Source organism: Clostridium sp., assembly GCF_047718555.1.
Classification (GTDB): domain Bacteria; phylum Bacillota; class Clostridia; order Clostridiales; family Clostridiaceae; genus Clostridium_I.
Map to the genome: position 1 here is coordinate 11,441 of NZ_JBDNRK010000022.1, position 24,749 is coordinate 36,189.

The 24,749-nt window shown below is 29.6% G+C and carries 31 protein-coding genes; all 31 read right to left on the reverse strand.

What is annotated here, in order from left to right; genetic code table 11:
* Positions 1-226: 226 nt before the first annotated feature.
* The gene (spoIVB, locus tag ABF633_RS10460; protein WP_415523647.1) at positions 227-1,450 is read right to left on the reverse strand and encodes a SpoIVB peptidase; all 1,224 of its coding nucleotides are present in this window, start codon (positions 1,448-1,450) and stop codon (positions 227-229) included.
* A gap of 162 nt (positions 1,451-1,612) precedes the next feature.
* Positions 1,613-3,319 (reverse strand): DNA repair protein RecN, encoded by a 1,707-nt coding sequence (gene recN / locus ABF633_RS10465; protein ID WP_415523648.1) that lies wholly within the window; start codon positions 3,317-3,319, stop codon positions 1,613-1,615.
* Between the two features lie 11 nt (positions 3,320-3,330).
* A complete protein-coding gene (locus ABF633_RS10470; RefSeq protein WP_015615956.1) occupies positions 3,331-3,789 on the reverse strand; it encodes an arginine repressor in 459 nt (152 codons plus the stop codon).
* Positions 3,786-4,640, reverse strand: coding sequence for an NAD(+)/NADH kinase (locus ABF633_RS10475; RefSeq protein WP_415523649.1), 855 nt, complete (start codon positions 4,638-4,640; stop codon positions 3,786-3,788). Before ABF633_RS10475 ends, ABF633_RS10470 begins: the two co-directional genes overlap by 4 nt.
* A gap of 12 nt (positions 4,641-4,652) precedes the next feature.
* Positions 4,653-5,465: a TlyA family RNA methyltransferase gene (locus ABF633_RS10480; protein WP_415523650.1), complete on the reverse strand. Its 813-nt coding sequence runs from the start codon at positions 5,463-5,465 to the stop codon at positions 4,653-4,655.
* A 14-nt stretch (positions 5,466-5,479) separates the two neighbouring features.
* Entirely contained in the window at positions 5,480-7,342 is a 1,863-nt protein-coding gene (dxs, locus tag ABF633_RS10485) for a 1-deoxy-D-xylulose-5-phosphate synthase (protein ID WP_415523651.1), read from the reverse strand.
* Positions 7,343-7,344: 2 nt separating this feature from the next.
* Positions 7,345-7,902, reverse strand: a complete 558-nt coding sequence (locus tag ABF633_RS10490; protein ID WP_415523652.1) for a CNNM domain-containing protein — start codon at positions 7,900-7,902, stop codon at positions 7,345-7,347.
* An 830-nt stretch (positions 7,903-8,732) separates the two neighbouring features.
* Entirely contained in the window at positions 8,733-9,602 is an 870-nt protein-coding gene (locus tag ABF633_RS10495) for a polyprenyl synthetase family protein (protein ID WP_415523653.1), read from the reverse strand.
* A gap of 2 nt (positions 9,603-9,604) precedes the next feature.
* Complete coding sequence (locus ABF633_RS10500; RefSeq protein ID WP_415523654.1) at positions 9,605-9,826, reverse strand: exodeoxyribonuclease VII small subunit; 222 nt, start codon at positions 9,824-9,826, stop codon at positions 9,605-9,607.
* Between the two features lie 63 nt (positions 9,827-9,889).
* Positions 9,890-11,095 (reverse strand): exodeoxyribonuclease VII large subunit, encoded by a 1,206-nt coding sequence (gene xseA / locus ABF633_RS10505; RefSeq protein WP_415523655.1) that lies wholly within the window; start codon positions 11,093-11,095, stop codon positions 9,890-9,892.
* Positions 11,085-11,933 carry a bifunctional 5,10-methylenetetrahydrofolate dehydrogenase/5,10-methenyltetrahydrofolate cyclohydrolase gene (locus ABF633_RS10510; protein WP_415523656.1) on the reverse strand — a complete coding sequence of 283 codons (849 nt, stop codon included), beginning with the start codon at positions 11,931-11,933 and terminating at the stop codon, positions 11,085-11,087. The genes xseA and ABF633_RS10510 overlap by 11 nt, the downstream gene beginning before the upstream one ends.
* A gap of 245 nt (positions 11,934-12,178) precedes the next feature.
* The gene (gene nusB / locus ABF633_RS10515) at positions 12,179-12,580 is read right to left on the reverse strand and encodes a transcription antitermination factor NusB (RefSeq protein WP_415523657.1); all 402 of its coding nucleotides are present in this window, start codon (positions 12,578-12,580) and stop codon (positions 12,179-12,181) included.
* 151 nt (positions 12,581-12,731) lie between these two features.
* On the reverse strand, positions 12,732-13,121 hold the full coding sequence (locus ABF633_RS10520; RefSeq protein ID WP_415523658.1) for an Asp23/Gls24 family envelope stress response protein: 390 nt from the start codon (positions 13,119-13,121) through the stop codon (positions 12,732-12,734).
* 143 nt (positions 13,122-13,264) lie between these two features.
* The gene (locus tag ABF633_RS10525) at positions 13,265-13,810 is read right to left on the reverse strand and encodes a SpoIIIAH-like family protein (protein WP_415523659.1); all 546 of its coding nucleotides are present in this window, start codon (positions 13,808-13,810) and stop codon (positions 13,265-13,267) included.
* A gap of 215 nt (positions 13,811-14,025) precedes the next feature.
* Positions 14,026-14,649 carry a stage III sporulation protein AG gene (spoIIIAG, locus tag ABF633_RS10530; RefSeq protein WP_415523660.1) on the reverse strand — a complete coding sequence of 208 codons (624 nt, stop codon included), beginning with the start codon at positions 14,647-14,649 and terminating at the stop codon, positions 14,026-14,028.
* Between the two features lie 157 nt (positions 14,650-14,806).
* Positions 14,807-15,400 carry a stage III sporulation protein AF gene (gene spoIIIAF, locus ABF633_RS10535; protein ID WP_415523661.1) on the reverse strand — a complete coding sequence of 198 codons (594 nt, stop codon included), beginning with the start codon at positions 15,398-15,400 and terminating at the stop codon, positions 14,807-14,809.
* Positions 15,401-15,415: 15 nt separating this feature from the next.
* The gene (gene spoIIIAE / locus ABF633_RS10540; RefSeq protein WP_415523706.1) at positions 15,416-16,564 is read right to left on the reverse strand and encodes a stage III sporulation protein AE; all 1,149 of its coding nucleotides are present in this window, start codon (positions 16,562-16,564) and stop codon (positions 15,416-15,418) included.
* 12 nt (positions 16,565-16,576) lie between these two features.
* Positions 16,577-16,960, reverse strand: a complete 384-nt coding sequence (gene spoIIIAD / locus ABF633_RS10545) for a stage III sporulation protein AD (protein ID WP_415523662.1) — start codon at positions 16,958-16,960, stop codon at positions 16,577-16,579.
* 9 nt (positions 16,961-16,969) lie between these two features.
* Positions 16,970-17,167: a stage III sporulation protein AC gene (gene spoIIIAC, locus ABF633_RS10550; protein ID WP_415523663.1), complete on the reverse strand. Its 198-nt coding sequence runs from the start codon at positions 17,165-17,167 to the stop codon at positions 16,970-16,972.
* Positions 17,168-17,179: 12 nt separating this feature from the next.
* Positions 17,180-17,695 (reverse strand): stage III sporulation protein SpoIIIAB, encoded by a 516-nt coding sequence (gene spoIIIAB / locus ABF633_RS10555; protein ID WP_415523664.1) that lies wholly within the window; start codon positions 17,693-17,695, stop codon positions 17,180-17,182.
* A complete protein-coding gene (gene spoIIIAA / locus ABF633_RS10560) occupies positions 17,688-18,617 on the reverse strand; it encodes a stage III sporulation protein AA (protein ID WP_415523666.1) in 930 nt (309 codons plus the stop codon). The genes spoIIIAB and spoIIIAA overlap by 8 nt, the downstream gene beginning before the upstream one ends.
* Positions 18,618-18,743: 126 nt before the next feature.
* Positions 18,744-19,304 carry an elongation factor P gene (gene efp / locus ABF633_RS10565; protein WP_415523667.1) on the reverse strand — a complete coding sequence of 187 codons (561 nt, stop codon included), beginning with the start codon at positions 19,302-19,304 and terminating at the stop codon, positions 18,744-18,746.
* Between the two features lie 76 nt (positions 19,305-19,380).
* On the reverse strand, positions 19,381-20,448 hold the full coding sequence (locus tag ABF633_RS10570; protein WP_415523668.1) for a M24 family metallopeptidase: 1,068 nt from the start codon (positions 20,446-20,448) through the stop codon (positions 19,381-19,383).
* Between the two features lie 137 nt (positions 20,449-20,585).
* Positions 20,586-21,008: a hypothetical protein gene (locus ABF633_RS10575; RefSeq protein WP_415523669.1), complete on the reverse strand. Its 423-nt coding sequence runs from the start codon at positions 21,006-21,008 to the stop codon at positions 20,586-20,588.
* Positions 21,005-21,466 carry a hypothetical protein gene (locus tag ABF633_RS10580; RefSeq protein WP_415523671.1) on the reverse strand — a complete coding sequence of 154 codons (462 nt, stop codon included), beginning with the start codon at positions 21,464-21,466 and terminating at the stop codon, positions 21,005-21,007. Before ABF633_RS10580 ends, ABF633_RS10575 begins: the two co-directional genes overlap by 4 nt.
* A gap of 44 nt (positions 21,467-21,510) precedes the next feature.
* Complete coding sequence (locus ABF633_RS10585) at positions 21,511-22,248, reverse strand: hypothetical protein (RefSeq protein WP_415523673.1); 738 nt, start codon at positions 22,246-22,248, stop codon at positions 21,511-21,513.
* Positions 22,249-22,276: 28 nt separating this feature from the next.
* Positions 22,277-22,720 (reverse strand): hypothetical protein, encoded by a 444-nt coding sequence (locus ABF633_RS10590; RefSeq protein ID WP_415523674.1) that lies wholly within the window; start codon positions 22,718-22,720, stop codon positions 22,277-22,279.
* A complete protein-coding gene (locus tag ABF633_RS10595) occupies positions 22,693-23,151 on the reverse strand; it encodes a type II secretion system protein (RefSeq protein ID WP_415523707.1) in 459 nt (152 codons plus the stop codon). Before ABF633_RS10595 ends, ABF633_RS10590 begins: the two co-directional genes overlap by 28 nt.
* Before the next feature lie 100 nt (positions 23,152-23,251).
* A complete protein-coding gene (locus ABF633_RS10600) occupies positions 23,252-23,701 on the reverse strand; it encodes a type II secretion system protein J (RefSeq protein WP_415523675.1) in 450 nt (149 codons plus the stop codon).
* A complete protein-coding gene (locus ABF633_RS10605; protein ID WP_415523676.1) occupies positions 23,682-24,143 on the reverse strand; it encodes a prepilin-type N-terminal cleavage/methylation domain-containing protein in 462 nt (153 codons plus the stop codon). Before ABF633_RS10605 ends, ABF633_RS10600 begins: the two co-directional genes overlap by 20 nt.
* Before the next feature lie 82 nt (positions 24,144-24,225).
* A complete protein-coding gene (locus tag ABF633_RS10610) occupies positions 24,226-24,603 on the reverse strand; it encodes a prepilin-type N-terminal cleavage/methylation domain-containing protein (RefSeq protein ID WP_415523677.1) in 378 nt (125 codons plus the stop codon).
* Positions 24,604-24,749 lie beyond the last annotated feature (146 nt).

The window sequence follows — 24,749 nt, forward strand, 5'->3', positions numbered from 1 at the left end:
AAGATATTTTGTAAAATTTTACTATAATAATTTATTTTAACATTAATTATAAAAATCACTGTCTCAAAATAAATACCTTATGCCAGGCACATATAAATAAACATGTGTTAATTTGTAAAAACATTTATAATCAATATTTTGATGGCACTAATATTTCTATCATTGATAGAGAAAAAGGGCGTCTCTAATGCGTATATCAATGCATTTGAGAGAAACCCTTTTATTTTTAATTTAAAATCCCAGCATCCTTTAACATCCATTCCATATATATGCCATATCCTACATCAGGTTTATTAATAAGAACGTGGGTTACAGCACCTACAATTTTATTGTTTTGTATTATAGGACTACCACTCATTCCTTGAACAATGCCACCTGTCTTTTCTAATAATTCTGAATCTGTAACTCTTATAACCATACTTTTAGGTCCTGGTGAATCCTGTGAAAGAAGCTTTTCAATTTTTATATTATATAATTTAGGCTGTTCACCATCTACTGTAGTGAGTATCTGAGCATCGCCTTCTTTTATATCATTTCTCAGTCCCACTTCCATAGGTTTATTTAATTTATTATTCTTTAACGCTTTAACAGAAGTTCCATAAATTCCCGAAACAGTATTAGTCTTTATATTTCCAAGAGGATTTCCTTCATTTACAAAAATCCCTCTAACTTCTCCTGGATTACCCTTAGTTCCCTTTTTTATAGATATAATAGAAGAATTTATTATATTACCATCTTTTACTGTTAACATTGTACCAGTATCTACATCCGTTATAGGATGACCTAGTGCTGCAAATTTTCCTGATTTTTCATGGTAAAAGGTTAAGGTTCCTACACCCGCAGTGGAATCTCTCACCCAAAGTCCTAATTTATAACCATTATCTGCATCACTTTTTACTGGTTTAATCTCCTTATCAATATTTTTTCCCTCTCTTACTATAGTGACTTTCATAATTGAATTCTTATATTTATTTAGTTTTTCTGAGACACTTTTAGAATTATTTACATTTTCTCCATCAATTTTTATTATACTATCACCAATTTGTACACCTGCTTGTGCAGCCGGGCTACTAATTTTTCCATTTTGTGAATCAATATCAGATAGTCCTACTACTAAAACTCCCTGAGTATTTAATTTTATGCCTACTGGCTGACCTCCAGGATAAACTTTTATAGGAGATACTATTTCTAAATTTACAGTTTTAATTGGAAAAATACCTAATAAATCTACAGTTTTCCTTATTGTTGTGCTATAGCCTTTATTTACATTTTGCTTTAGTACTGAAATATCATTATTATTTACCTTTAACAATGAGCCATAATTTATATTTTCACCCTGCCTCACATATATGGTTTCAGGTATATCTCTTAAGCTCATAAAGGTAACTAAAGTTAAAATAATAATAGGAGTTAAAATAGAGCATATTATTTTTAACTTTTTATTTTTCATGCTTTTAACCTCCTGTTTTCCTAAGATTATAACTTTAAGTTACCCTTATGAATTTTTATTATGCTATTAGAACAATGCATTATTAGTTAATACTTTGAATATACGAAAAATATCAATAAAAAAAGCCATAATTTATATTATGGTTTTTTTTATTGATATTTATTATAATTTTTTCCTTAAAATTTTCTTTTTATCATCGGCTAATCTAATCATTTCTTTAGCATTTTCTAAAGTTAAATGTGTAAGCTCACTGCCACTAATCATTTTACCAACAGCTTTTTCTTTTTCTTCTAAGGTAAGTCTATTTACAAAAGTAAAAGTTTTATTATTTAATATCTTTTTTTCAATAAGATAATGTACATCTGACATACATGCAATTTGTGGCAAATGTGTTATACAAAAAACCTGATGATTATTTGATATGGCATACATCTTTTCTGCCACACTTTGAGCAACTCTACCACTTATTCCGGTATCAATTTCATCAAAAATTACGGAAGGTATATTGTCCTTATCAACAAAAGCAGTTTTAAATGCTAACATAATCCTAGATAATTCACCGCCAGAAACAACTTTTTCTAGCTCTCTCAATGGTTCTCCAGGATTAGTAGTTATAAAAAATTGTACCTTATCTCCACCATTTTCATTTATGCTATTTTCATTAAATTCTATTTTTATTTTGAATACACTTTTATCAAGACCTATATACTTCAATTCATTTAGAATTTTTTCTTCTAAGACCTTTGCAACTTCTTCCCTTATACTATGAATTTTTTTACCTTGATTAATTACTTTTACATAAATTTCTTTTTTATCAATTGATAATTGTTCTATAATTTCAGAAAAGTGGACAAGTTCTTCATACTGACTCATTATCTTATTCTTATAATTAATTATATCCTTAATAGTTTTTCCATATTTCTTTTTTAATCCATCAATTGTGTATAATCTATTATTTATATATTCAAGTTCTTTATCATCGAATTCAATTTTATCCTTAATATCTCTGATAACTGATATATTTTCCTCTATGTTATAATAACATTCTTCTAAAGAATCTACCACAGACTTTATTTCATCAGAATGTTCTTCTATGGATTTAAGTTCTTTAATAACAACTCCTAAATTGTCAAATATAGATGAAAATTCTTCCTTTCCAGTATACAATCTTTGATAATTATTACATAAGACCTTATTTATGGCTTCACTATTTGATATAATAGTGTATCTTTCTTCCAACTCAATATCTTCGCCCTCTTTTAATTTTGCCTTTTCTATTTCATCAATTTGATATTTTAAAAAATCTACAATTTTATCTTTGTCCCCTGTTTTTTTAGAAAATTCATTTATTTTTGCATCAATATTTTTTAAATCATTATAATATATGTTATATTGTTCTTTTTCTTTTTTTAGAGAACTATATCCAAAAGAATCCAAAAAAACAATGTGATTTTCTGAATTCATAAGAGTCTGATTTTCATGCTGTCCATGTATATCCATTAAGGTTTCACTAATTTTTCTCAATTGAGCAAGTAAAACTGTCTTACCGTTTATTTTAGTTATATTTTTACCTGATTGAAATGCTTCCCTCGAAATAATTAAAATGTCATTATAATCAATTTCTAAACTTTTTAGTATATCTACGGTTTTGCTGTTTTTAATAGTAAAAACAGCTTCTACAAAAGTCTTTTTTTCACCAGTTCTAATAGAACTCTTTGTAAATTTTACACCAAGTACATAGTTTATAGCATCAATTAATATAGATTTACCTGCGCCAGTTTCACCTGATAACACATTAAATCCATTTTCAAAGGAAATAGTTAAGGACTCTATGAGGGCAAAATTAGTGATATTTAACTGAAGGAGCATGTTAAATCCTCCTATTCATTTTCATTAAGCAGTCTTTTTAATTTCTGTACTATTTCAAAGGCCTTCTCCTCATTGCGTACAAGTATAAATATAGTATTATCTCCTGCTATAGTACCTGCTATTTCATCAAAATTAAGAGTGTCAATTGCCTCTGCTGCACCTGGTGCAGATCCAGAAATAGTTTTGACTACCACAAAATTTTTTACATGTTCCACATGTAAAACTGTTTGAGTAAATATACTAATCAATTTATTTGACAGAAAGCTTTCAGTTGAAGTTATTGAAGCATATTTGTACTTTCCACTAGTAGACAAAACTTTAATTAATTTCAATTCCTTTATATCTCTTGAGACTGTAGCTTGTGTTACCATAATATCTTCTTTTTTTAGTTCATCTGCTAATTCTTCTTGAGTTTCTATATCCTTTGAGTTTATTATTTCTAAAATTTTAGCATGCCTCGATATTTTCATTGCTCATCACCTTCACACTCTATTGTTCTGGATATTATTTTTTTTCGTAGTATTTTAAAATAATCATATCCTTTAATTCTAATTATCTTACATTTAAATGGAGCCTCTTTAATATAAACCCTATGTATATTACTAATTTGCTGAGAATCTTGACCATCCAGAGTTAAGTACACAGGCTGATATACTTTATTTAAAACCACATTGACCTCATTTTTGCTATCTATAACCATAGTTCTCACACCAAGAGATAAAGGGCATATAGGTGTAATAGAAATTAAATTTAATGTAGGAGATATTATTGGTCCTCCGGCAGAAAGAGAATAAGCAGTAGATCCTGTAGGAGTAGAAACAATTATTCCATCTGACATAAATTTTGTATAAAATTTATCATCAACTTTTATACTATATTCTAATATTCTTGCCAAAGTTCCTTTAGATATAACAACTTCATTCAGTGCGTAATATATTTTTTCATCTTCATTTCTTTTGATTTTACACTGAAGCATAATCCTCTCTTCTATTTCATACTCTGATTTTGACAGCTTTATAATACATTCTTTTAGCTCTGATAACTCTGCACTGGCTAAAAATCCCAAATGTCCTAAATTAATGCCTAGTATAGGTATATTATATTTACATACTCTTCTGGCAGTACTTAAAATGGTGCCATCACCACCTAAAGATATCATTATATCTATTTTTTTGGCATCCTCTTGGGTAAAATTTCTAAGGTCATCAAATATTTTTATTTTTACATTTTTTATATTCTCAACTATAAGATCAGCTATCTTTCTAGTTATAGTTCTATCCTTATCTTTATTGATATTAATATTGATACCTATATTTTTCATAAATTTTTTCTCCTAATCCAACTGACCATGAGCTTTTTTTACAATCTGCTCTATATTTTTTAACAAAAAGTCACTATGAACACTTTCATTTTTATTAAAATATATAAGGTATTCTATATTTCCTTCAGGTCCCTTTATAGGTGAATAATCTAAACCTATTATATTTAAATTTTTCTCAATGAGAAAACTTACTATTCCTTCAATAACTTCTTTATGAACTTCCGGATCTCTTACAACACCCTTCTTACCAACCTTTTCTCTTCCAGCTTCAAATTGTGGTTTAATTAGGGCTACAATTTCTCCATTATCCAGTAACAAATCCAAAACCGCTGGAATTACTTTTTTTAAGGATATAAAAGAGACATCTATACTTGCAAAGTTTCCTCTTTCACCTATGTCTTCTTCTTTCAGATATCTTACATTAGTCCTTTCCATACAGACAACTCGTGGATCCTGTCTCAGTTTCCATGCAAATTGACCATAACCTACATCTATAGAAAATACCTTTTTAGCCCCATTTTGGAGCATACAGTCTGTAAAGCCTCCTGTAGAGGCTCCTATATCAAAACATATTTTGTCTTTTAGATCTATTATAAAGGATTTAATAGCTTTTTCAAGTTTATATCCACCCCTGCTTACATAGGGCATAGTTTCTCCTTTAAATACTATATTTGAGGTTTCCTTTACCTTTTCACCGCATTTATCATATCTTATATTATCTATAAAAATTTCTCCAGCCATTATACTGGCTCTTGCCCTCTCTCTCGATTGAAAAAGACCTTTTTTAACCAATAAAACATCTAATCTTTCTTTTGCTTCAGCCATGCTTAACTCCTTAACTAGATAAATTTTAAAACACTATGGAAAATCCCATCTACATCTAAGCCATGTAATTTATATAATAAATCCACATTTCCTTGAGTAACAAATTTATCTTTGTATCCCAGTGTTAAAATATCATTTTTATATTCCAAACTATTTGCATATTCTAAAATTGAAGTTCCCAATCCACCATGTAAAATATTATCTTCTACAGTAATTATTTTATAATCATTATGAACTAATTTTTTAATTATATCTTTGTCTATAGGTTTAATAAATTCTGCATTTATAATGGTAGTTTTAATATTTGATTTTAAAAGCTTTTCTCTAACCATGATGGCTGTCTGAACCATTTTACCACAAGCTATTATTGCAATATTACCTTCTTCTATAATAATCTCCCATTTTCCTCTAAAAAAATCTTTTAACGGATTTAATTTAACTTTAGGACTATCCGTTCCCCTTGGATATCTTATGGCAATTGGTCCACAATCATCATTAGCTGCCCACCTTAGCATATATATAAGTTCTTCAGTACATTTTGGACTCATAACTGTCATGTTAGGCATTTGAGTTAAATAGGATAAATCAAATATTCCTTGATGAGTTTCCCCATCTTCTCCAACTATTCCAGCCCTATCTATAGCAAAGATAACAGGCAATCTTTGGATGCATACATCATGAAGAACCTGATCATATGCCCTTTGTAAAAATGTAGAGTATACAGCAAAAACAGGTTTTATTCCCTGTGTAGCCATTCCGGCACACAATGTAACTGCATGTTGTTCAGCTATACCAACATCAAAAAACCTTTTAGGAAATTTTTCAGCAAAATTATTTAATCCTGTTCCATCAGGCATAGCAGCAGTAACTGCCACTATTTTTTTATTTTCCTTTGCTAAATTTATCATTTCACTTCCAAATACCTTTGAATATGTCAATCCTTTTATAGAACATATTTCACCACTATCGCAGTCAAAGGGTCCTATACCATGAAATTTATTTGGATTTTTTTCAGCAAAATCATATCCCTTACCCTTTTTAGTAATAATGTGTACTAAAACAGGACCCTTTATATTTTTAGCCAAGGTTATTACTTGTATTAATTCATTTATATTATGGCCATCTATAGGTCCTAAATACTTAATTCCCATATCCTCAAACAACATTCCTGGGATAAAGAGCTGCTTAAAACCACCTTTTATCTTTTGTAGTGAATTAGCAAGTCCTACTCCTATATTGGTTTTTCTCAGCTTATTATTTACCTCTTCTTTAAATCTATTATAAGTTGGATCTATTCTAATTTTATTTAAATATTTAGACATGCCACCTACATTTCTTGAAATTGACATTTGATTATCATTTAAGATTACTATCATTTTAGTCTTACTATAACCTAAATCATTAAGTGCCTCATAAGCCATTCCACCAGTAAGTGCACCATCTCCAATAACCGATACCACCTCATAATTATCTTCATTTAAATCTCTTGCTCTTGCAATTCCAAGACCTGCTGATATAGAAGTGCTGCTATGTCCAGTATCAAATATATCAAAAGAACTCTCTTCACGCTTTGGAAAGCCACTTATTCCTCCATACTTTCTAAGCTGTGAAAAATCCTTTACTCTTCCTGTTAATATTTTATGTACGTATGCTTGATGTCCTACATCCCAAATAAGTTTATCCTTTTTAAAATTAAATACTTTGTATAAACTTAGGGTCAATTCTACTACACCAAGATTTGATGCTAGATGCCCACCAGTTTTTGATACACTTTCTATTAAAAATTGTCTTATTTCCTCTGAAAATATATTAAGTTCTTGTAAACTCATATTTTTAATTTCATCTATATCCTTGTATTTATCAAGTATATATGTCATTATCATCTATCCTTTACTATTAGATACAATAGCTTAGAAACCTTAGAAACTATTATATTATTATTTTCTAAAGCATAAGTTTTTCCAATGGATTTACCACATATTGTAATTGAAGCAACTATTGCCCCAATTGCCACATTTACACTAGTAGAATTTAATCTTGTAAACTCATGTATAAGCCTTTGTGCAATAAAAAATCCTACAGAACCACTAACTATTCCTGAAATATCTCCCACTACATCATTACAAAATGTAGAAACTTTATCGGCATTTCTTATAAGCTTTATAGCAATTTTCGCACCATTTATCTTTTTTGAAGCCATAGCATGAAAAGGTGTTTCATCTGCTGCTGTAACAGCTATACCTATTATATCAAAAATTATACCTACAATTATAATAAAAGCCAATATAATAAAAGCTACTAGCATGTTAACCTTACTTAGTAGCGAATCGGATAAAAGAGAAATACCACTGCTTATCAAAACTGACCAGATTAAAATTGTTAAAATCCATTTTCTTCTACTCTTTGCAGTGCTCTTTCTATTGTTCTTTTTTGACACTGTTATTCATTCCCCCATTTGCATCCCAAAATAAACATTTAGTATTTATTTAAAAATGCATTACAAAAGAAGTGGCAGTATGTTAAGTAAATCTTGCGGCATAGGTCCAGTAGGATTTCCCATGAGTCAACCGAAACGTCGCCGTAACGGCAGTTTCCTTTTAATAACTCACCTAACACGTCACCATAATTAGGACTAGATTACCACTAAGTCCGCATTGCAATCCCTATCATACCTCTTTCGAACAGTCTAGGAGTTTTCCTCAACAGTTAGGCTCTTTCTTAGCCTCTTTTGCAAAATAGGTTTCAGAAGGCATCTGAGTAAAATTTTTGGCCTAAAAATTTTACTTTTCCTGTCCTCTACCAACTTCACTCAAGGCAGGCTACACTGCACATAGCTTTTGTACCACAATGCAGGTTTAACCCATTGCCGTAAACTAGGTATCTAACCTAGATCACAGATAATGGTCTCCACGAAGGTAGGGTCAGTTGCGCATGCCATTGCGGTTGCCCCAGCCTCCTTACTCCCAGCACAAACCCATGACTGGGCGTCATAGGCAAGCACCAAGAACTTCATCGATATGCCCTGTAACGGATTTTTAGCCCCGCCTTTAAAAAAAGCTTACCTGACTAGAATACTGCACCACTATCAAGTATTATATCAAAAGCAATTATACCATAGACAAGTTAAATATTCAAAATGTTTCATATATCTATATTCGTAATATAAGAAGATTGCAAACTAAAATTGGAAAAATGCGAATTAACTTGATAGTTAGTTCGTACTTTCTCACTATTACGAATTAAGGATTTATCTGAAATATTACACTTTTAGTTATCCCTATATAACAAATATTTAGTTATTTCCTGAAGATTGGATGTATCTCTAGGTAAGCTATTCAAAATATCTAAACATCCTCTAGTGAGCTCTTTGCATTTATTTTTACACTCCTCTAATCCAAAGGTAGTTACAAAAGTTGTTTTATTGTTATCTATATCACTATTTACAGGTTTACCTATGATATTTTCATCACCAGTAATATCCAGTACATCATCCTTTATTTGAAAGGCAAGACCAAGCTTACTCCCAAAGCTAGACAGCTTATCTAATTCACTATCTGAAGCTTTTCCAAGTATAGCACCAGACAATATGGAAGCTTTAATTAGTGCTCCAGTCTTTTTTTTATGCATATACTGTAAAATGTCATAAGATATTTTTTTACCTTCACTGAGAATGTCTACTACCTGTCCACCAATCATTCCATTAGCACCAGCACTATCGGATATAATCTTACAAGCAGCTATTTCCTCTCTCCCTCTATCTTTGCAGAAATCAAACATAATGCTCATTGCTTCATTTAGCAGTCCATCTCCTGCTAATACTGCTAATGCTTCACCAAAAACTTTATGATTTGTAGGATGCCCTCTTCTAAGATCGTCATCATCCATACAAGGCAAATCATCATGTATCAAGGAATATGTATGAATCATTTCTATAGCACAGGCCACAGATATTATTTCCCTATAATTTTCTTTATACATATCATAGGTTATGCAATGTAATATTGGTCTTACCCTCTTCCCGCCAATGTCTACGCTGTACTTCATAGCTTCATATATTTTCTTATTATAAGTTCCTTTATTCTCAAAATAATTATTTAGCCACTCATTTACTTCGTTTTTTAAGGTTTCAATATTCACAACTACTCCCCATTTCCCAAAAAGTCTTCTTCTTGTCCATTAGACAGTATTTTTACCTTTCCTTCAGCTTCATTTAAGTATTTGTATAATTTATTACAGAGTTTAATTCCCTGTTCATAACTTTTCATGGTTTCCTGTAAAGTAAGTTCTTTATTTTCCATAGAAGAAACAATATCCTCTAATTTCTTTATCATGTTTTCATAGGATTCGCTTTTAGCTGCCATATTATCACCAACTTTTAATATTATTTTAGAAACTTTGTAATAACTGCTAAATAAAAATATAAATTATGACTTTGAAGATACCATAATATCAAAAAATGAACTGCCATCTTTTAATGTAATTTTTACTTTACTAGTATGGCAAAGTGTATTTATCTCTGCAATCAAGTTACTACCTTCGTCCTCCATTATAGCATAACCTCTGTCTAAAACATTTAAGGGATTGTGTGCATTCAGCAAAGCATTTAGTTTACTAAGTTTTTGTTTTTCAGCTTCTAATTTATTTTTAATTTTTTCATTTAAAATCTCATTCATCCTGTCTATATAATTATAGGAATTGGCTATAGCAGCCATAGGACTATTGTGTTCAAGGGTTTTCCTATACATGTCTAAAGTATTTAATTTATTTTCCAGATAGATTTTTACATGTTTATCTATAGTATACTTATAATTTTTTATTTTTTCATTTGCCTCTTCCAAATTAAAGGAAAGTATCTCTGCTCCTGCTGATGGAGTAGGAGCTCTAAGATCACTTACAAAATCCACAATAGTAAAATCAGTTTCATGTCCCACCGCAGTTACTATAGGCTTTTTTGAATTAAAAACAGCATAAGCCAATTTTTCATCATTAAAGGACCACAATTCCTCAATGGAGCCACCTCCACGAGAGAGCAATATAACATCTATATCCTCCAATTGATTGAAATAATCTATACCTTTTATAATATCAGCCGGTGAATTAGCTCCCTGAACTAATGCAGGATAAATAGTTATATTAGTTCCTCTGTTTCTTCTTTTAGTAACATTTATAATATCCCTTATAGCCGCCCCTGTAGGTGAAGTTATAACCCCTATTTTTTTACAAAATGCTGGTATAGTCTTTTTATGTGAAGCATCAAATAGGCCCTCGACCTCCAGCTTCTTTTTAAGCTTATTAAAAGCCTCACTTAGCTCTCCTATACCCTCTAATTTTATTTCCTCACAATAAATTTGGTATACGCCATCTTTAGCATATACAGAAACTTTTCCCTTTATAACAACACTCATGCCATTTTCAGGCATGAATTTCAAATTTTCTGTTTTACTTTTAAACATTATACAGTTTATTTTTCCATAATCATCTTTTAAAGAGAAATAGGCATGACCACTGCTATGAATTTTAAAATTGGATATTTCACCTTTTATAAGGGTATTATTTAATATAAAATCACTATCTAATATCTTTTTAATATAATTACTAACTTCTGAAACCGTTAAAGTTTTAATATACATTATTTCTAAGCGCCTCACAGGTATTCATTAATAACATTGTGGTTGTCATAGCTCCTACCCCACCAGGTACTGGAGTTAAAAAGGAAGCCTTATGTATCACACTGTCAAACAAAACATCGCCTCTTAATTTTCCATCTACCATAGTAGTTCCTACATCAATTACAATGGCGCCTTCTTTTATAAAAGACTCATCTACAAAATCCGGTTTTCCTATAGCTGCGATTAAAATATCAGCCTCACTGCATATTTCTTTTATATTTTTTGTTTTAGAATGACAAATAGTAACTGTAGCATTATTATTCAAAAGAAGTTGTGCCACAGGCTTACCAACAATATTACTTCTTCCAATAACTACAGCATTTTTACCATTTATATCTTCGCCAGTACTTTTTATGAGTTCTATTATTCCTTTAGGTGTACATGGTATAAAACATTCTTCACCACTGTAAAATTTACCTATATTAATGTGAGTAAGTCCGTCTACATCCTTTTTATAATGAATTTTATCTATTATGGTCTTTTCATTAAATTTATCTGGTAATGGAAGTTGAAGCATTATTCCATCTATTTCTTTTCTATTATTTAGACTTTCAATAACATCTATAATATTCTTTTCTGATTCATCTTCTTCAAAATTAAATATTTCACACTGTACACCTAAGCTATCACATAATTTTTTTGCATTTTTCACATAATACTGTGATCCTCCATCACTGCCTACCAATATTATTGCCAATCCAGGAACCCTTAAATCATTATCAATTCTAAATTTTATAAAATCTTTGATTTTATTTCTAAAATCTTCTGCAACTAATTTTCCTTGTATTATGTTTCCCATTTCTACACCTCAACTGTTTAATTTATATATACACGTAACCGTTTTTTATTACTATTTGAAGCAAGTTCTTAATTCAGGTGGGGATTCTTTTACCCCATCTGAATCTTAGAACTGCAAATGCATGGCTTACTTGGCGTTAAACTCCCACTTGAAGAAAAGCAGAGAACCAAAATGTTAGATTTTGTGTGAATCGCTTTCGCTATGTGCGTGGGAGTCTTACGCCAAGTTAGTCAGGTGAAATAATCTTATTTTGATTTTATTATGTTTCCCAGTACTCCATTTATAAATGCTGGGGATTTTTCATCAGAATATTTTTTTGCCAAATTGACAGCTTCATTAGCCGAAACCTTTTCTGGAATTTCATCATCAAAATATATTTCATAAACAGCAATCTTCAAAATAGACATGTTTATTTTAGAAATTCTGCTAAGCCTCCAATTATTTGAATTAGCTTCAATAGTCTTATTTAAAAATTCTGTATTTTTAGATACTCCTTCTAATAGATTTTCAATATATTGAAAATCTACATCTTCTAATTTTTCATTATTATCTTTATAAGTTTCTATTGCTTCATTTACTTCCTTTGTATTTATGGATATCTCAAATAGCAATTTCATTGCTATTTCCCTGCTTTTCCTTCTATTCATTAAAATTGTACCCTCCTAAGTCATTTTCATATACTGTATAATGAGTTTATATTACTATATATTACCCCAAACTTCTATAATTTTAATTATAAAATATAAAAATATTATTGACATAGAAACACCCTCTAAAAATTTAGAGGGTGTTTACTCATTACTCTTCTTCTTCAATAACTGCCTCTTCCTTTGGAAGAATTACATTTTGAACATATACATTAACCCCTGAAACATTAAGTCCTGTCATTGACTCAACAGCTTTTTTTACATTTTTCTGTACAGAAGCTGCTACTTCTGGTATTTTAATTCCATACTGTACAACTAAATATAAATCAATTGAGGCATTATCTTCTCCTAAGTTTACCTTAACACCTTTTGAAAGGTTCTTTTTTCCACTTAACATTTGCGAAATTCCACCTACTAAGCTTGCACTCATACCCATAACACCTTTTATTTCAGCTGCGGCAAGTCCTGCAATAACTTCTACTACTTCGTCAGATATTTTTACAATACCTACTTCTACGTCATCTCTTAGCTCGTTATCCATTTTCTCTTTACCCCCTTAGTTTTGCAACATCGCATAATTCTATTAATCTTATTATGTACATTATATCAAAACTAATAGAATTTTACAATGTTAGGCATCTTAAAGAAATAATCAGTGAATCTTCCTATTTCTTTTTATATAACCTAATGAACAGGAGGCTCTATTTCTATATTTCTAAGATTAGTTACACTTAACACCACATCTCTTATTTCCCTTTGCTGTATGTCTGATAATTTCTGAGCATCACTTTTTACCACAACACTTACTTTATCACCATTAATAGTGCATAATGCTTCTTTATAACCTTTACCCTTAAGCATATTTTCAACCTTTGTAGCATTTGTACTGGCAGTAGAAATATTTATAGATTGCTGTGTGGCACTGTCTTTATTTGCCTGAGATGCATTCTTATCATCAATTATAGATTTCAATGTAGCAATTGTCTGTGCATTGGTTTTCTCTCGAGTAAGTCTAGCATCAGCAAAATAATTTGAACTACTACTTGTAGTTGCATTAGCTGCATTATTATCGCTGCTATTAGTAGGTGAACTATTACTTGTACTATTATTACTATTAACAAGATCTGTATCACTAACATATAATGGGCTGTTAACCTTTGTAGCCAATACTCCGGCGCAAACTATAAGTACTAGTAAAGTGACAATAATAACTGCTTGTTTCCTATTCATTTAATTCCCCTCCATTTTAACCTTTAGTCATCCTCAAAGAAATTGTCAGTGAGTATGCTAGTCTACTTTGTATAATGCTTATTACTTAAATCTTCTATATTGTGATCATTAGTAAATAATAAATTATACTTACAAAATATCCTGTGCACACTTACCTTATCATTTCTTCTCATATGCCTTATACAAATTTATATGCTTGTTCGAATAATTATATGTTATTTTTTCATAGGATAAACATTTACTTTATCCACTGAAATATTAAAAAAGCTTGATACTGCATTAGTTATATTGAGCTTTATATCTGAGTTATCTGCTCCTTCTGCTGCAATTAAAACCCCTGTTACCTTAGGCTTATATTTTTTTAGAATTAATGGATTCGTTTTATCTCCATTATTTTCAAGAACTACACTGCTGCTAGAATTATTTTGAGTAGTAGTTCTCTTTCCGCCAGAATTGTCAGTTTCATTAATTACAGAAGAAGAATTATTTTCATTATAAGCAGGTACTTGCTCCTCCCCGGTGTCAAAATAAATCATAACACTGGTATTTCCAACTCCCTGTATGCTTTGAAGCAATACCTTTAACTTATTTTCCTGATCATTTTCATAAGCGGTATCCACCTCAGCACTTGAATTGTCAGATGATGTATTACTAGCTGTAGTCCCATTTCCATTGCTATTGTTATTATTAGCAATAGTAGCTGTAGATGTATTACCTTTAAAAAAGCTAGCTGCTATAATTAAAAGTATACCCATTAGTATTATTATAATAATATTGTTTAGCTGTTTATTTTTACCCTCCCCCTTTTTAAGCATTTCTAATAATTTTTTAAAATTCATTTCTTCACCCCCTAGTCTTACAAAATGCAAAAACGATTTTAAGAAGACTGTTTGCCTGATGGCTAGATACTGTAATATCTCAACTTTCAGTTTCGATAACAGTATCACGCCCCTAGATAACGTCTTCTAACTTTCAGAGAGAAAGCGTTCTCTGAAACTAAGAAGACTGTTTATATACGGCTATGTTATTTTTGGATATTTTTAATTGGTCATTTAGATAGTTTTTAATCTCATTACCCACCTGTGGATCCACCTGCTCTCCCTGATTTGTGCTGACACTTTTGCTATCTATGTGTATGTTATCTATTTTGGTTACACTATTATTTTTGACACCAATGTCAAGGCCGGTTATATCTATTTGATTGGTTTTGGTATCTAATTTAACTTCAGCCTTAACATCATAATCATTATCAGGGAATTTATCTTTAAGCATTTTAGCACAGGAGTTTTGTATATTTGTCTTAAAGGTATTTATTGTATCTTTCTCATCCTGTTGTTTATATTTTTGAAAATTGTTTTCATAAGAACCACTATTTACATATTTATCCGCCTGATCTATATAACTGGTTATGTTGGTCTCACTATTAAAAATTTTTACTATGGGATTTAATATGACAGCAATTAATATGAGACCCATTACAAACTTAACATATTTTTTAAATTTATCTCCTGGCATTATAAGTTCCACAGCTGTTATAAAAATCACAGCTACACAAATGCTCATTACCCAACCTCTTACCCAATCTAGCATATTATAATCACCTCCCTAGGAAATAACATTTCCGCTGGAGGCAATTATTGCTATCATAATAAAAAACATTACCGAAATAGATATAAGACAAGACATCAATAATATAAGAGTATCTCCAGCTGCATTTATGCAATTTACTATTCTCTTATCACTTATAGGTTGTACTAAGGCTGCTGTTAACTTATGAATAAGCGCTAAGGCTAAAACTTTTATAATTGGGAAAACTACTATGGCAACTAATACTATTAATCCAATACTGCTTATGGCATTTTTAAGCACCACAGAATAACCTACTACAGTGGATATGGCATCAGACAAAGCTTTACCGACTATCGGTACAAAATTATCTACAGCAAATTTAGCAGTTTTAGCAGTAACTTCATCTATGGACTTTGCGTTTATCCCCCTTATAGTTACTATTCCTATAAATACAGTCATAACTAGACCCTGTATCCAGAGTACTATTTGACTTAAAAGCTTAGCTAATCTATCAACCTTGTACTCCTCAGATATATTATTTACAAATTGTAAAACAAAACTTATTAATATAAGAGGCAAAAGCACATCCATAAATATTCTAGCTGCCACATTAATTGCAAGTATTATAATGGGATCCATTATTGTAGACTGAACTATTCCTCCACCAGCTGCAAGAAGAGTTAACAGCACCGGTACCAGTGCAGCCATAAAATCTGTCAGGCTATTAGTTGCAGTTTTAATTTCATCTACACCTATATAAAAACTTTTAGCAACAATAATTATGATAAGTGAATAACAAGCAAAATATGCTATATTAGACAAACTTTCATTACTAAATGCCCGCTGAAGATTTGTAAGCAGTGCACATATTACACATATGATCAAAAGCATAATCATCAATTTAAAGGAAGCTATAACTTCACTAAAAAAATAACCTACCAGCGCTTTACATAATTTTTGAAAAGAAAATTTGCCATCTCCAGTTTTCATAAAATCTTGAATATATGACTTAATATCTAAATCCTTAAGTAGTTCATATTTTGTCTTCATATTTGTAATATAAGTATATAATTGTTCCACTTCCTTAGTATCCTTTTGGGTATTATCATCAATTGTAGATGCTTGTACTATGGTTTGATTTGTAATTAGAATAAATAACACAAGTATTATAACTATTTTTTTCATCATAGCTTACCTCTACATAATCTTTAGAATAGAATTTAAAACCCCCATTAATATTGGAATTGCCAGTACTAAAATCAATATTTTTCCTGCAAACTCAACTTTGGAGGCCAAACTACTTTCTCCCGCATCTTTACATATTTCACTGCAAAAGGATGCTAAATAAGCAATTCCAAGTATCTTAAACACGGTATTTAAATATACAAAATCAATATTAGCCTTTAAAGCCAATTGTTGTAACAATTCCATTACCGCAGTAATTTTGGTAACCATAAATAAAAAGATTAAGGCTCCTGCTGCAATACTAAGTTGTACTGCTAACTCATCTCTTCTACCTCTTAATATAAGTACTAAAAACAAACTTATAAAAGCAAAAGCTACTATTTTAATTATTTCCATTTTAATCACCTACAGTTGAAACATGGTTCTTACTGTGTCAAATAATTTACTTATGAGACTTATTACCATCATTAGCACTATAACTATACCCGCTAAATTTACCATAACTGCATAATCATCTTTACCACTGGATTTTAATATTTTATCTATGATAATTATCAATATTCCTACAGCAGCAATTTTAAATATTAAACTTACATCTAACAAAAAATGCACCCCCTAAATAAGCATGATAACTATCATTGCACCAATTCCAAATCCAAGGTATCTGTACATTTTAACGTTTTTTTTCATAGTTATTTCTGCTTGTGCAATAATCTTTTTTAAATTCTCCATAGTTAGTGAAAAAATATTAATTTGCCCTGTGATATCGGATTCTCCCAAAGACTTGGACAAATCCAATATTAAATTAATATCTTCATTTTTCAAATTTAAATTATTATTTTCCTTAAAAGCATTTTTAAAGGCCTCATAAACATTGTCATATATATTAGTTTCTAATTCTTGTGAAGTTTTATTAAAAATACCCGCTATTGGCTCTTTGGCTTTAACAGCTACATTAGTTAATGCCTCTGGCAGTGGAGTATGGGTATATACAATTTCATTTTGAAGTTGATATATGCACCTTTCCATTTCGTTTAATTCCTTCACTCTGTTTATAAAGGATTGGGCATATATAAATCCTCCCAGAGTAGAGGCTGCTATTATAACTATGCTGCCAATTAATTTAAGCATTTTGACTCCCCCTTATGGTTGTCTCACTAAAGAAGTCATATATATATTCCACAGTTCCTATTCCCTTTCTGCAGCTTAAAACTATTGCTTTTTGGAAAATACGATTATTAATCACATCTTTAAATACATCTCTGCTCTTTAAATCTTCTATTCCAAAGCCGTGAATAGTTGTTATTAGATTAACTCCGCAATTAAGGGCAGATAATATACTTTTCACATCTTCATAAGTACCAATTTCATCACATACAATTACATCCGGTGCCATACTTCTTATAGCCATCATTATTCCCTGACTCTTAGGACAGTTATCCATAACATCGGTTCTTATTCCCACATTAAGCTGAGGAATTCCATTGGAAGAAGCACATATTTCACTTCTCTCATCAATTACACAAACATTTTTTCCCTTTAATCCAGAACCATTGATTCCATTTGATATATTTCTTGTAATATCTCTAATTAAAGTAGTTTTACCACATTTAGGTGGTGAAATTATTATTGTATTTAAAACATTATTGTCTTTTAAAATCCGTGACATTATCTTATCTGAACAGCCTATTATTTCTCTACAAATTCTAATATTTAATGATGAAACATTTTTTATTGTCTTCACTATATTATTTTCAATAATACAATTTCCACATATGCCCACTCTATGTCCACCTTTTATTGTTATATATCCTTGTTTCATCTCATCTTCTATGGAATATATAGAGTAATTGCTCATTCTCTTTAATATATTATTTATATCTTCATAAGATACTTTGTAATCCTCTATAATTTCTTTTTCTCCAAGTTTCAATATAAGAGGCTTATTTACTTTCAATCGTATCTCCTGAAGCCTTTCTAATTCTTTTACTTTAGTAATTATATTTCTTATATTCTGGGGCAATACATCTAGAATATCTTTTATGTTAACCATTTGTATCCTCCTCTCTTAATTCAATCATATTTAATTTACTTTGAAATTATTCCAAAAAAATAAAAAAGAAATTTCTGAGTTCAGAAATTTCTTTTAATCAATTCTATTAAAAACAAATCTAAAAATCTATTTAACTCTTTCCATATATTCTCCAGTTCTTGTATCAATTCTTATTACTTCGCCTTCATTAACAAAAATAGGTACTTGAACAACAGCTCCAGTTTCAACAGTTGCTGGTTTTAAAGTATTAGTTGCTGTATTTCCTTTAGCCCCAGGTTCTGTAGCTGTTATTTGTAATTCAACAAAGTTTGGAGCTTCAACAGAAAAAGCTTCACCTTTATAGAATTTTATTACTGCAAACATGTTTTCCTTTAAGAATTTAATTGCACCTTCAACTTGATCAAAACTTAGTGGAACCTGCTCATATGTTTCTTGGTCCATAAAGTAATATAGGTCAGCATCATTATATAAATACTGCATTTCTTTTCTTTCAATAGTAACTTCCTGCAGTTTAGCAGTTGGATTGAAGGTTGTTTCTGTAACTCCTCCAGATATTACATTTCTCAATTTTGTTCTTACAAATGCAGCACCTTTTCCTGGTTTAACGTGTAAAAAATCAATAACTGTATATACTTGTCCATCTGTTTCAAAAGTAGTTCCTTTTCTAAGTTCTCCTGCTGATATCATTTAGTATCCCTCCAAAAATCTCTTAATCATTATATATTATAACCTTTTTAGGTAAAATTAATACCATATTACAAAATTACAAGCAAATTAAATTTTTAGGTGATTTTGACAAAGCTTCACAGCCATTTTCAGTTACAAGTACTAAGTCTTCTATTCTAACTCCACCAAAGTCAGGAATATAAATTCCTGGTTCATCAGTTACAATCATACCTTCCTTAAGTATAGTGTCAGACATTGGACTTAATCTTGGCGCCTCGTGTATTTCTCTTCCTACTCCATGACCTAAGCCATGACCAAAATAACTGCCGTAGCCTTTTTGAGCTATATAATCTCTAGCTACGCTGTCAACTTTCTTTGTGTTTACACCTGGTTTAATAAATTTTAAAACATCTTCCTGTGCCTGAAGAACTACATTGTATATATCCTTAAGCTTATCATCAGGCTCACCAATAGCTACTGTTCTAGTCATATCAGAACAGTATTCTTCAAATATACACCCAAAATCCAGTGTTAAAAATTCACCCTTGTTTACAATTTTATCAGTAGCTCTTCCGTGAGGTAGTGATGATCTTACTCCACTAGCTACAATTGATGGGAAGGATAAATCCTTAGCTCCTAATCTTTTCATTGTAAACTCCAGCTCAAGTCCTATTTCTCTTTCACTCATTCCGCTTTTAATAAATTTTAGCATATGAGAAAAAGCTTCATCTGCAATGGCTGCGGCTTTTCGTATAGATTCAATTTCTCTTCTATCTTTAATAAGCCTTATCTCTTCAATTATACCTTCCAGCGGTACCAGCTGTGCCTGTGTTTTACTAGCAAATTTACTATATAATTCATAGGAAACAACATTATCCTCAAATCCTACTTTTTTTACATTGAGTTTTTTTATAGTATCAGAAAAAAAATCTGGAAATGTTCCTTTATACTCTAATATTTCATAATCTTTAACTTCATTCTTAGCTTGCTGAGTGTACCTTGAATCTGTTATAAATAGTGCTTTATTTTCAGTTATTATTGAAAAACTTTCATCTCCTGTAAAACCACTTAGGTAATTTCTGTTTGGATCTCCAATAACCAAAACAGCATCTAGTCCTTTTAACTCCATTGTCTTCCTTAACTTTTTAATTCTGTCTTCGAACATTAACCTCACCCTTTACATATATAAATATACAAATTAATTAAGTTGTATTTATTTACTATATTATGTTTAACTTTTCTAAAAAATGTCGAACACATTTATTCTATCAAAAGTTAGAGATATTTGCAAATTAAATTAAGTTATAAATCATTACTTACAAATTCGGCATTTATCTCTATTATAAAGCTATCCAAATTATAATTCTTATTGTCTAAAGTTATAGAATTTATTCTATATAGAGCTTTTTCTTCTTTTAGTTCATCTAGAAATTTTTGTATAGAATTTACATTGACATTCATTCTTATAACTGCATTTATATTTTTGTTTATGTTCTTAAATTCCTTTATTTCACCATTATATTTGCTCACTATATGAATTATATTATTATATTTAATAGATGTATTAATATTTTTACGATTATTTTTGTTCTTTTGTTGTAATAAACTTAATTTATTCTTATACTGATTATATTTCAAATCCGTTCTCATATATAGTATATTTACAAAAATCACCGAAATCAACAATGATAAAATTAATATACTGTACAATATATTTTTTTTCATTTATTTACCTCTATACTTATTTCAAATTTAAAAATATTATCCGATTCCTTTTGTGGTGGTGATAATCTGATTATTTTAAAAGATGTATTATCTTCTATATATTTCACGGCATCCTCATATTCATTTTTGTCACCTAATACTATACTGGCATTTACAATTTTATTTTCTGTGGTTATATTTTCAAATTTAAGTTTTTTATCTACATGATTGAAAAAATTTCTGAAATTTTTCAAAGTTACATTATTATTTACAGAATTAACTTTATTCTCAGCACTGCTGGCATAATAGCTATTTTTAATGAAATCCTCTAAGGCACTTGTCTTATTGAATATATTAATAAATCTATAGATAGAAATAAAGCTAATAAATATAAAAAATGCTACAACAATCTTGATAAAATAAGTCTTTTTCTTATTGCATTTTACCTTATACCAATAAGGTAAAAAATTATACTCCATACTACACTCCTCCCTCTATAATCTTTGATTTTTTTAATATACCCCTATATAACTTTACATAATAATTTACTTTGATTTATACTACCTAAATTTTCAATACAATATGAAATTTTAATATCAGCTACTGTTTCTTCCTTAAAGCCTAAAATATAAATCATCTCAAAATTATCTTCTATATTTTTGTCTAAATTTATAAAGTATTCCAAGCACTTTTCAAATTCAACAGCTGACTCCTTAAAATTTCTAAATATATAACTGCATTTTATTAATTTCTTCTCACAAAATACAAAGTAAAGCCTCTGGTTATGAATAAATGCAATAATATAATTATTATATTTACTTATGTCCTTTAAGTACTTAGCATAGCAAAATTGAATTAAATATATAGCCTTTACATTTCTTGTATCCTTTAAATCTATGTCATTTAAAATGTTGCTATTTATATAAAATACTATTAAATCAAAGCTGGTTTTGTTCTTTTTTAAAACAGAATAGGAAAATGTTATATCAGCATCAGTTCTATAATAAAATCTCAGTTCATCCCTTACTATTTTTTCTATTTTGTCTTTATTAATCTTTGGTATGGTAATATATTTAATATAAATTTCTTCATTCTCCATTATGATAGTTGAATTCTTTGTAAATTCCTTATTTATAAATTTATAATCTAAGTTTTTTTCATAGGAAATATTAAGCTTTCCTGTAACTAAGCTTTTTTTATAGGAAAATTTCGCAATAGTATTACCATCTATTGTAAAAATATTATTTTTATTGATAAACATTAAATTAAAAATCCCTCCTTACTACTAATTAATCATACTTTGAATAAAAATAAATATACTTTATTTTTCCATCAATGAAATTATAATCATATATATCTTTTTTAATTTGCTTTTGCCTATAATCTTGTATTACAATAAATTTATCTGTTGGTATATCATAATAAATAAAATAGTTATCATTTCCAACTTTATTCTTGTCAGTGTTTGTGGAAAATAATTTATACAACTCTGTTCTATTTACACTACTGATACTGCTTAAGATGTAATTATTCATTTCTAAAAATAGATACTCGGTTGTTTCTCTGCTATATGGTTTCTCAGTTATATTCTTTTTAATATCTAGTATATAAGCTTTTTTTCTTGCTTCCAGCATAAAAGCATAGCTGGTAATAAGTATAATAATTAACCCTATGATGAGAGTGTAAATCATTACAAAACCCTTTTTTAATAAACTTTTTTTACACCAAAACATCTGTTAATAGTTTCTCCTTCTTTATTTGTTATTGATAAATAAAGTACATTATCTTTTTTTCTTGCTTCAATTTTATTTATGTTAGTAGCTACTACATTAGATGCTTTAATAGTATTTCCATATTTATCATAATAATCTACAAGAATTTTTTTTGTAGTACTTGCAAAACGTATCTTTTTATTTTCACCATTACTGCAAACAATTTTTATATCATTATTTTCTACATTTACTTCTTTCATTCCATCATAAATTAAATTTTCAATTATAATAAAACTTTGGTTACAATAGGCTCTATCTCTAATAATCTTAATATCTCTATTATATGTGCTTAAGTGTTTTACAAAAATAATACACTGAAAAGACAGCATCATTGAGGCAATTGCCATGGCAACTATAAGTTCTATTAGCGTAAATCCTTTTTTGATTTCTATCCTCTCCTTCTTAACTCAGACTTAAATTTAGGAATTTAAGCCACCAAAACTTTAGTAATACTTAATTTTCTTCATCAAAGATTTTAACCACTTTCACTGATTATTTCTTTTCAATAGATTTGTAAAATTTACAGCTTATACTTTCTTCTTTTCCAAGTATATTCATATACAAATTCAAATTAACAGTTATTAAATTTCCGTTATAAAATGAAATTTTCATATATTGTTTTTTCTGCGGTACTGTTGTGGTAGCAATTTCTGATATTTTATTCTGATTAATAGCTTCACTTTCAAGCTTCCCCTCTTCTATATATACTTCACCTAAGCTTAACATTGATTTTATTTCCTCATCGGAGGTATTTGATAAGATTTCACTTCTTACCTGATTTATATATCCCGTATATTTTTCCATTTGGTCATTATAAGCTTTCATTTTAACTGTAGAAAGTCTTATGGAAACTCCAGTTACAAACATTAATGTAAATATAGAAAGAGCGCACATGACTTCAATAATTGTAAAACCTGCTTTACTACTCTTTAATTTCTGCATAAGCTGTACCAACCCCTATTGTAATAGTATGTTCTTTACCCTTTCTATCTAAATACTTTAAACTGCAAGGTGTAGTTATCATACCTCTACTGTCAATATAAATTAATTTATCTGACGTTATAACATTATTTTCTTTTATTGTGAAACTTGAAGGCAATTTTAATCTATCTCTTATATTAGGTCCTTCGTAAACCTTGACTTCATCACTGCCCTTTTGAAAGGAAAACTCTGCAAAGGACTCATTAAGTATGCATTGCACTCTGATATTATTAATAAAAGAAATCATCTCAGAGTTAAACCGCTTAACTTCTATATCATTTTTTAAAGCTTTATAATTTTTAACCTCTATAAGCATAATGCTTGTAATTATAGATATAATCGCCATTACAACTAATATCTCAATTAAAGTAAAACCTTTAAATATCAAATTTTTATCATACATATTTCAATTCTCTCTTAATATTGAATTTTTATATAGTTCTGTTGACGCAGTAGGATGAAAAATAGACTGACATTCTTACTTGTTATTTATTTAAAGTAAAGGTACTATTATCACCTTTTATAGTCACTGTATATTTGTCATCACCAGCATTAAAATCTGTAGTTATGATATTGCCATCAGGAGATGGATTTTTGACATTAATATTGAAATTATTAATATTAATATCCTCATCTATTGCAGAGGTAACCTCTTCCTTTGTAAATCTCCCACTGTCCGTATATACTCTCATAGCCGATACAAAAATCATTCTGGAAATTTGTTCTGCCTTTGTAGAATTTGCTTTTTTTATATAGGTTGCATATTTGGGAATTAAAACTCCACTTAAAATAGCTATGATAGCTATAACTACAATTACTTCTATGAGGGTAAAACCTCTTTTTATACTGTTAATTCTAATCATTCCTCCTAAAGACATGCAAGTGAACTCGTTTCAGCAAGCTGAAACATCGGTAAATCATGTGGGGAGTCTACCCCACCTGATTGAAAAATCCCACCTTCGCTTCGCTTAGAGGTGGAGGTCTGAACCTTTCAGTCAGGAAAAGATAA

What these genes read in the sequence shown, in the direction of transcription:
- ABF633_RS10570 (WP_415523668.1), bottom strand. Translation starts at nt 20,448, where the DNA reads ATGTTCGAAGACAGAATTAAAAAGTTAAGGAAGACAATGGAGTTAAAA.
- ABF633_RS10480 (WP_415523650.1), bottom strand. Translation starts at nt 5,465, where the DNA reads ATGGCTGAAGCAAAAGAAAGATTAGATGTTTTATTGGTTAAAAAAGGT.
- xseA (WP_415523655.1), bottom strand. Translation starts at nt 11,095, where the DNA reads ATGTATATTAAAACTTTAACGGTTTCAGAAGTTAGTAATTATATTAAA.
- spoIIIAG (WP_415523660.1), bottom strand. Translation starts at nt 14,649, where the DNA reads ATGAATTTTAAAAAATTATTAGAAATGCTTAAAAAGGGGGAGGGTAAA.
- ABF633_RS10520 (WP_415523658.1), bottom strand. Translation starts at nt 13,121, where the DNA reads ATGGATAACGAGCTAAGAGATGACGTAGAAGTAGGTATTGTAAAAATA.
- spoIIIAE (WP_415523706.1), bottom strand. Translation starts at nt 16,564, where the DNA reads ATGAAAAAAATAGTTATAATACTTGTGTTATTTATTCTAATTACAAAT.
- ABF633_RS10605 (WP_415523676.1), bottom strand. Translation starts at nt 24,143, where the DNA reads ATGTATGATAAAAATTTGATATTTAAAGGTTTTACTTTAATTGAGATA.
- ABF633_RS10580 (WP_415523671.1), bottom strand. Translation starts at nt 21,466, where the DNA reads ATGGAGTATAATTTTTTACCTTATTGGTATAAGGTAAAATGCAATAAG.
- ABF633_RS10470 (WP_015615956.1), bottom strand. Translation starts at nt 3,789, where the DNA reads ATGAAAATATCGAGGCATGCTAAAATTTTAGAAATAATAAACTCAAAG.
- spoIIIAF (WP_415523661.1), bottom strand. Translation starts at nt 15,400, where the DNA reads ATGCTAGATTGGGTAAGAGGTTGGGTAATGAGCATTTGTGTAGCTGTG.
- nusB (WP_415523657.1), bottom strand. Translation starts at nt 12,580, where the DNA reads ATGAATAGAAGGAAAAGCAGGGAAATAGCAATGAAATTGCTATTTGAG.
- spoIIIAA (WP_415523666.1), bottom strand. Translation starts at nt 18,617, where the DNA reads ATGGTTAACATAAAAGATATTCTAGATGTATTGCCCCAGAATATAAGA.
- efp (WP_415523667.1), bottom strand. Translation starts at nt 19,304, where the DNA reads ATGATATCAGCAGGAGAACTTAGAAAAGGAACTACTTTTGAAACAGAT.
- ABF633_RS10585 (WP_415523673.1), bottom strand. Translation starts at nt 22,248, where the DNA reads ATGTTTATCAATAAAAATAATATTTTTACAATAGATGGTAATACTATT.
- ABF633_RS10525 (WP_415523659.1), bottom strand. Translation starts at nt 13,810, where the DNA reads ATGAATAGGAAACAAGCAGTTATTATTGTCACTTTACTAGTACTTATA.
- spoIVB (WP_415523647.1), bottom strand. Translation starts at nt 1,450, where the DNA reads ATGAAAAATAAAAAGTTAAAAATAATATGCTCTATTTTAACTCCTATT.
- spoIIIAB (WP_415523664.1), bottom strand. Translation starts at nt 17,695, where the DNA reads ATGCTTAAATTAATTGGCAGCATAGTTATAATAGCAGCCTCTACTCTG.
- recN (WP_415523648.1), bottom strand. Translation starts at nt 3,319, where the DNA reads ATGCTCCTTCAGTTAAATATCACTAATTTTGCCCTCATAGAGTCCTTA.
- spoIIIAD (WP_415523662.1), bottom strand. Translation starts at nt 16,960, where the DNA reads ATGGAAATAATTAAAATAGTAGCTTTTGCTTTTATAAGTTTGTTTTTA.
- ABF633_RS10475 (WP_415523649.1), bottom strand. Translation starts at nt 4,640, where the DNA reads ATGAAAAATATAGGTATCAATATTAATATCAATAAAGATAAGGATAGA.
- ABF633_RS10610 (WP_415523677.1), bottom strand. Translation starts at nt 24,603, where the DNA reads ATGATTAGAATTAACAGTATAAAAAGAGGTTTTACCCTCATAGAAGTA.
- ABF633_RS10590 (WP_415523674.1), bottom strand. Translation starts at nt 22,720, where the DNA reads ATGTTTTGGTGTAAAAAAAGTTTATTAAAAAAGGGTTTTGTAATGATT.
- dxs (WP_415523651.1), bottom strand. Translation starts at nt 7,342, where the DNA reads ATGACATATATACTTGATAAATACAAGGATATAGATGAAATTAAAAAT.
- ABF633_RS10575 (WP_415523669.1), bottom strand. Translation starts at nt 21,008, where the DNA reads ATGAAAAAAAATATATTGTACAGTATATTAATTTTATCATTGTTGATT.
- ABF633_RS10500 (WP_415523654.1), bottom strand. Translation starts at nt 9,826, where the DNA reads ATGGCAGCTAAAAGCGAATCCTATGAAAACATGATAAAGAAATTAGAG.
- ABF633_RS10600 (WP_415523675.1), bottom strand. Translation starts at nt 23,701, where the DNA reads ATGCAGAAATTAAAGAGTAGTAAAGCAGGTTTTACAATTATTGAAGTC.
- ABF633_RS10510 (WP_415523656.1), bottom strand. Translation starts at nt 11,933, where the DNA reads ATGGGAAACATAATACAAGGAAAATTAGTTGCAGAAGATTTTAGAAAT.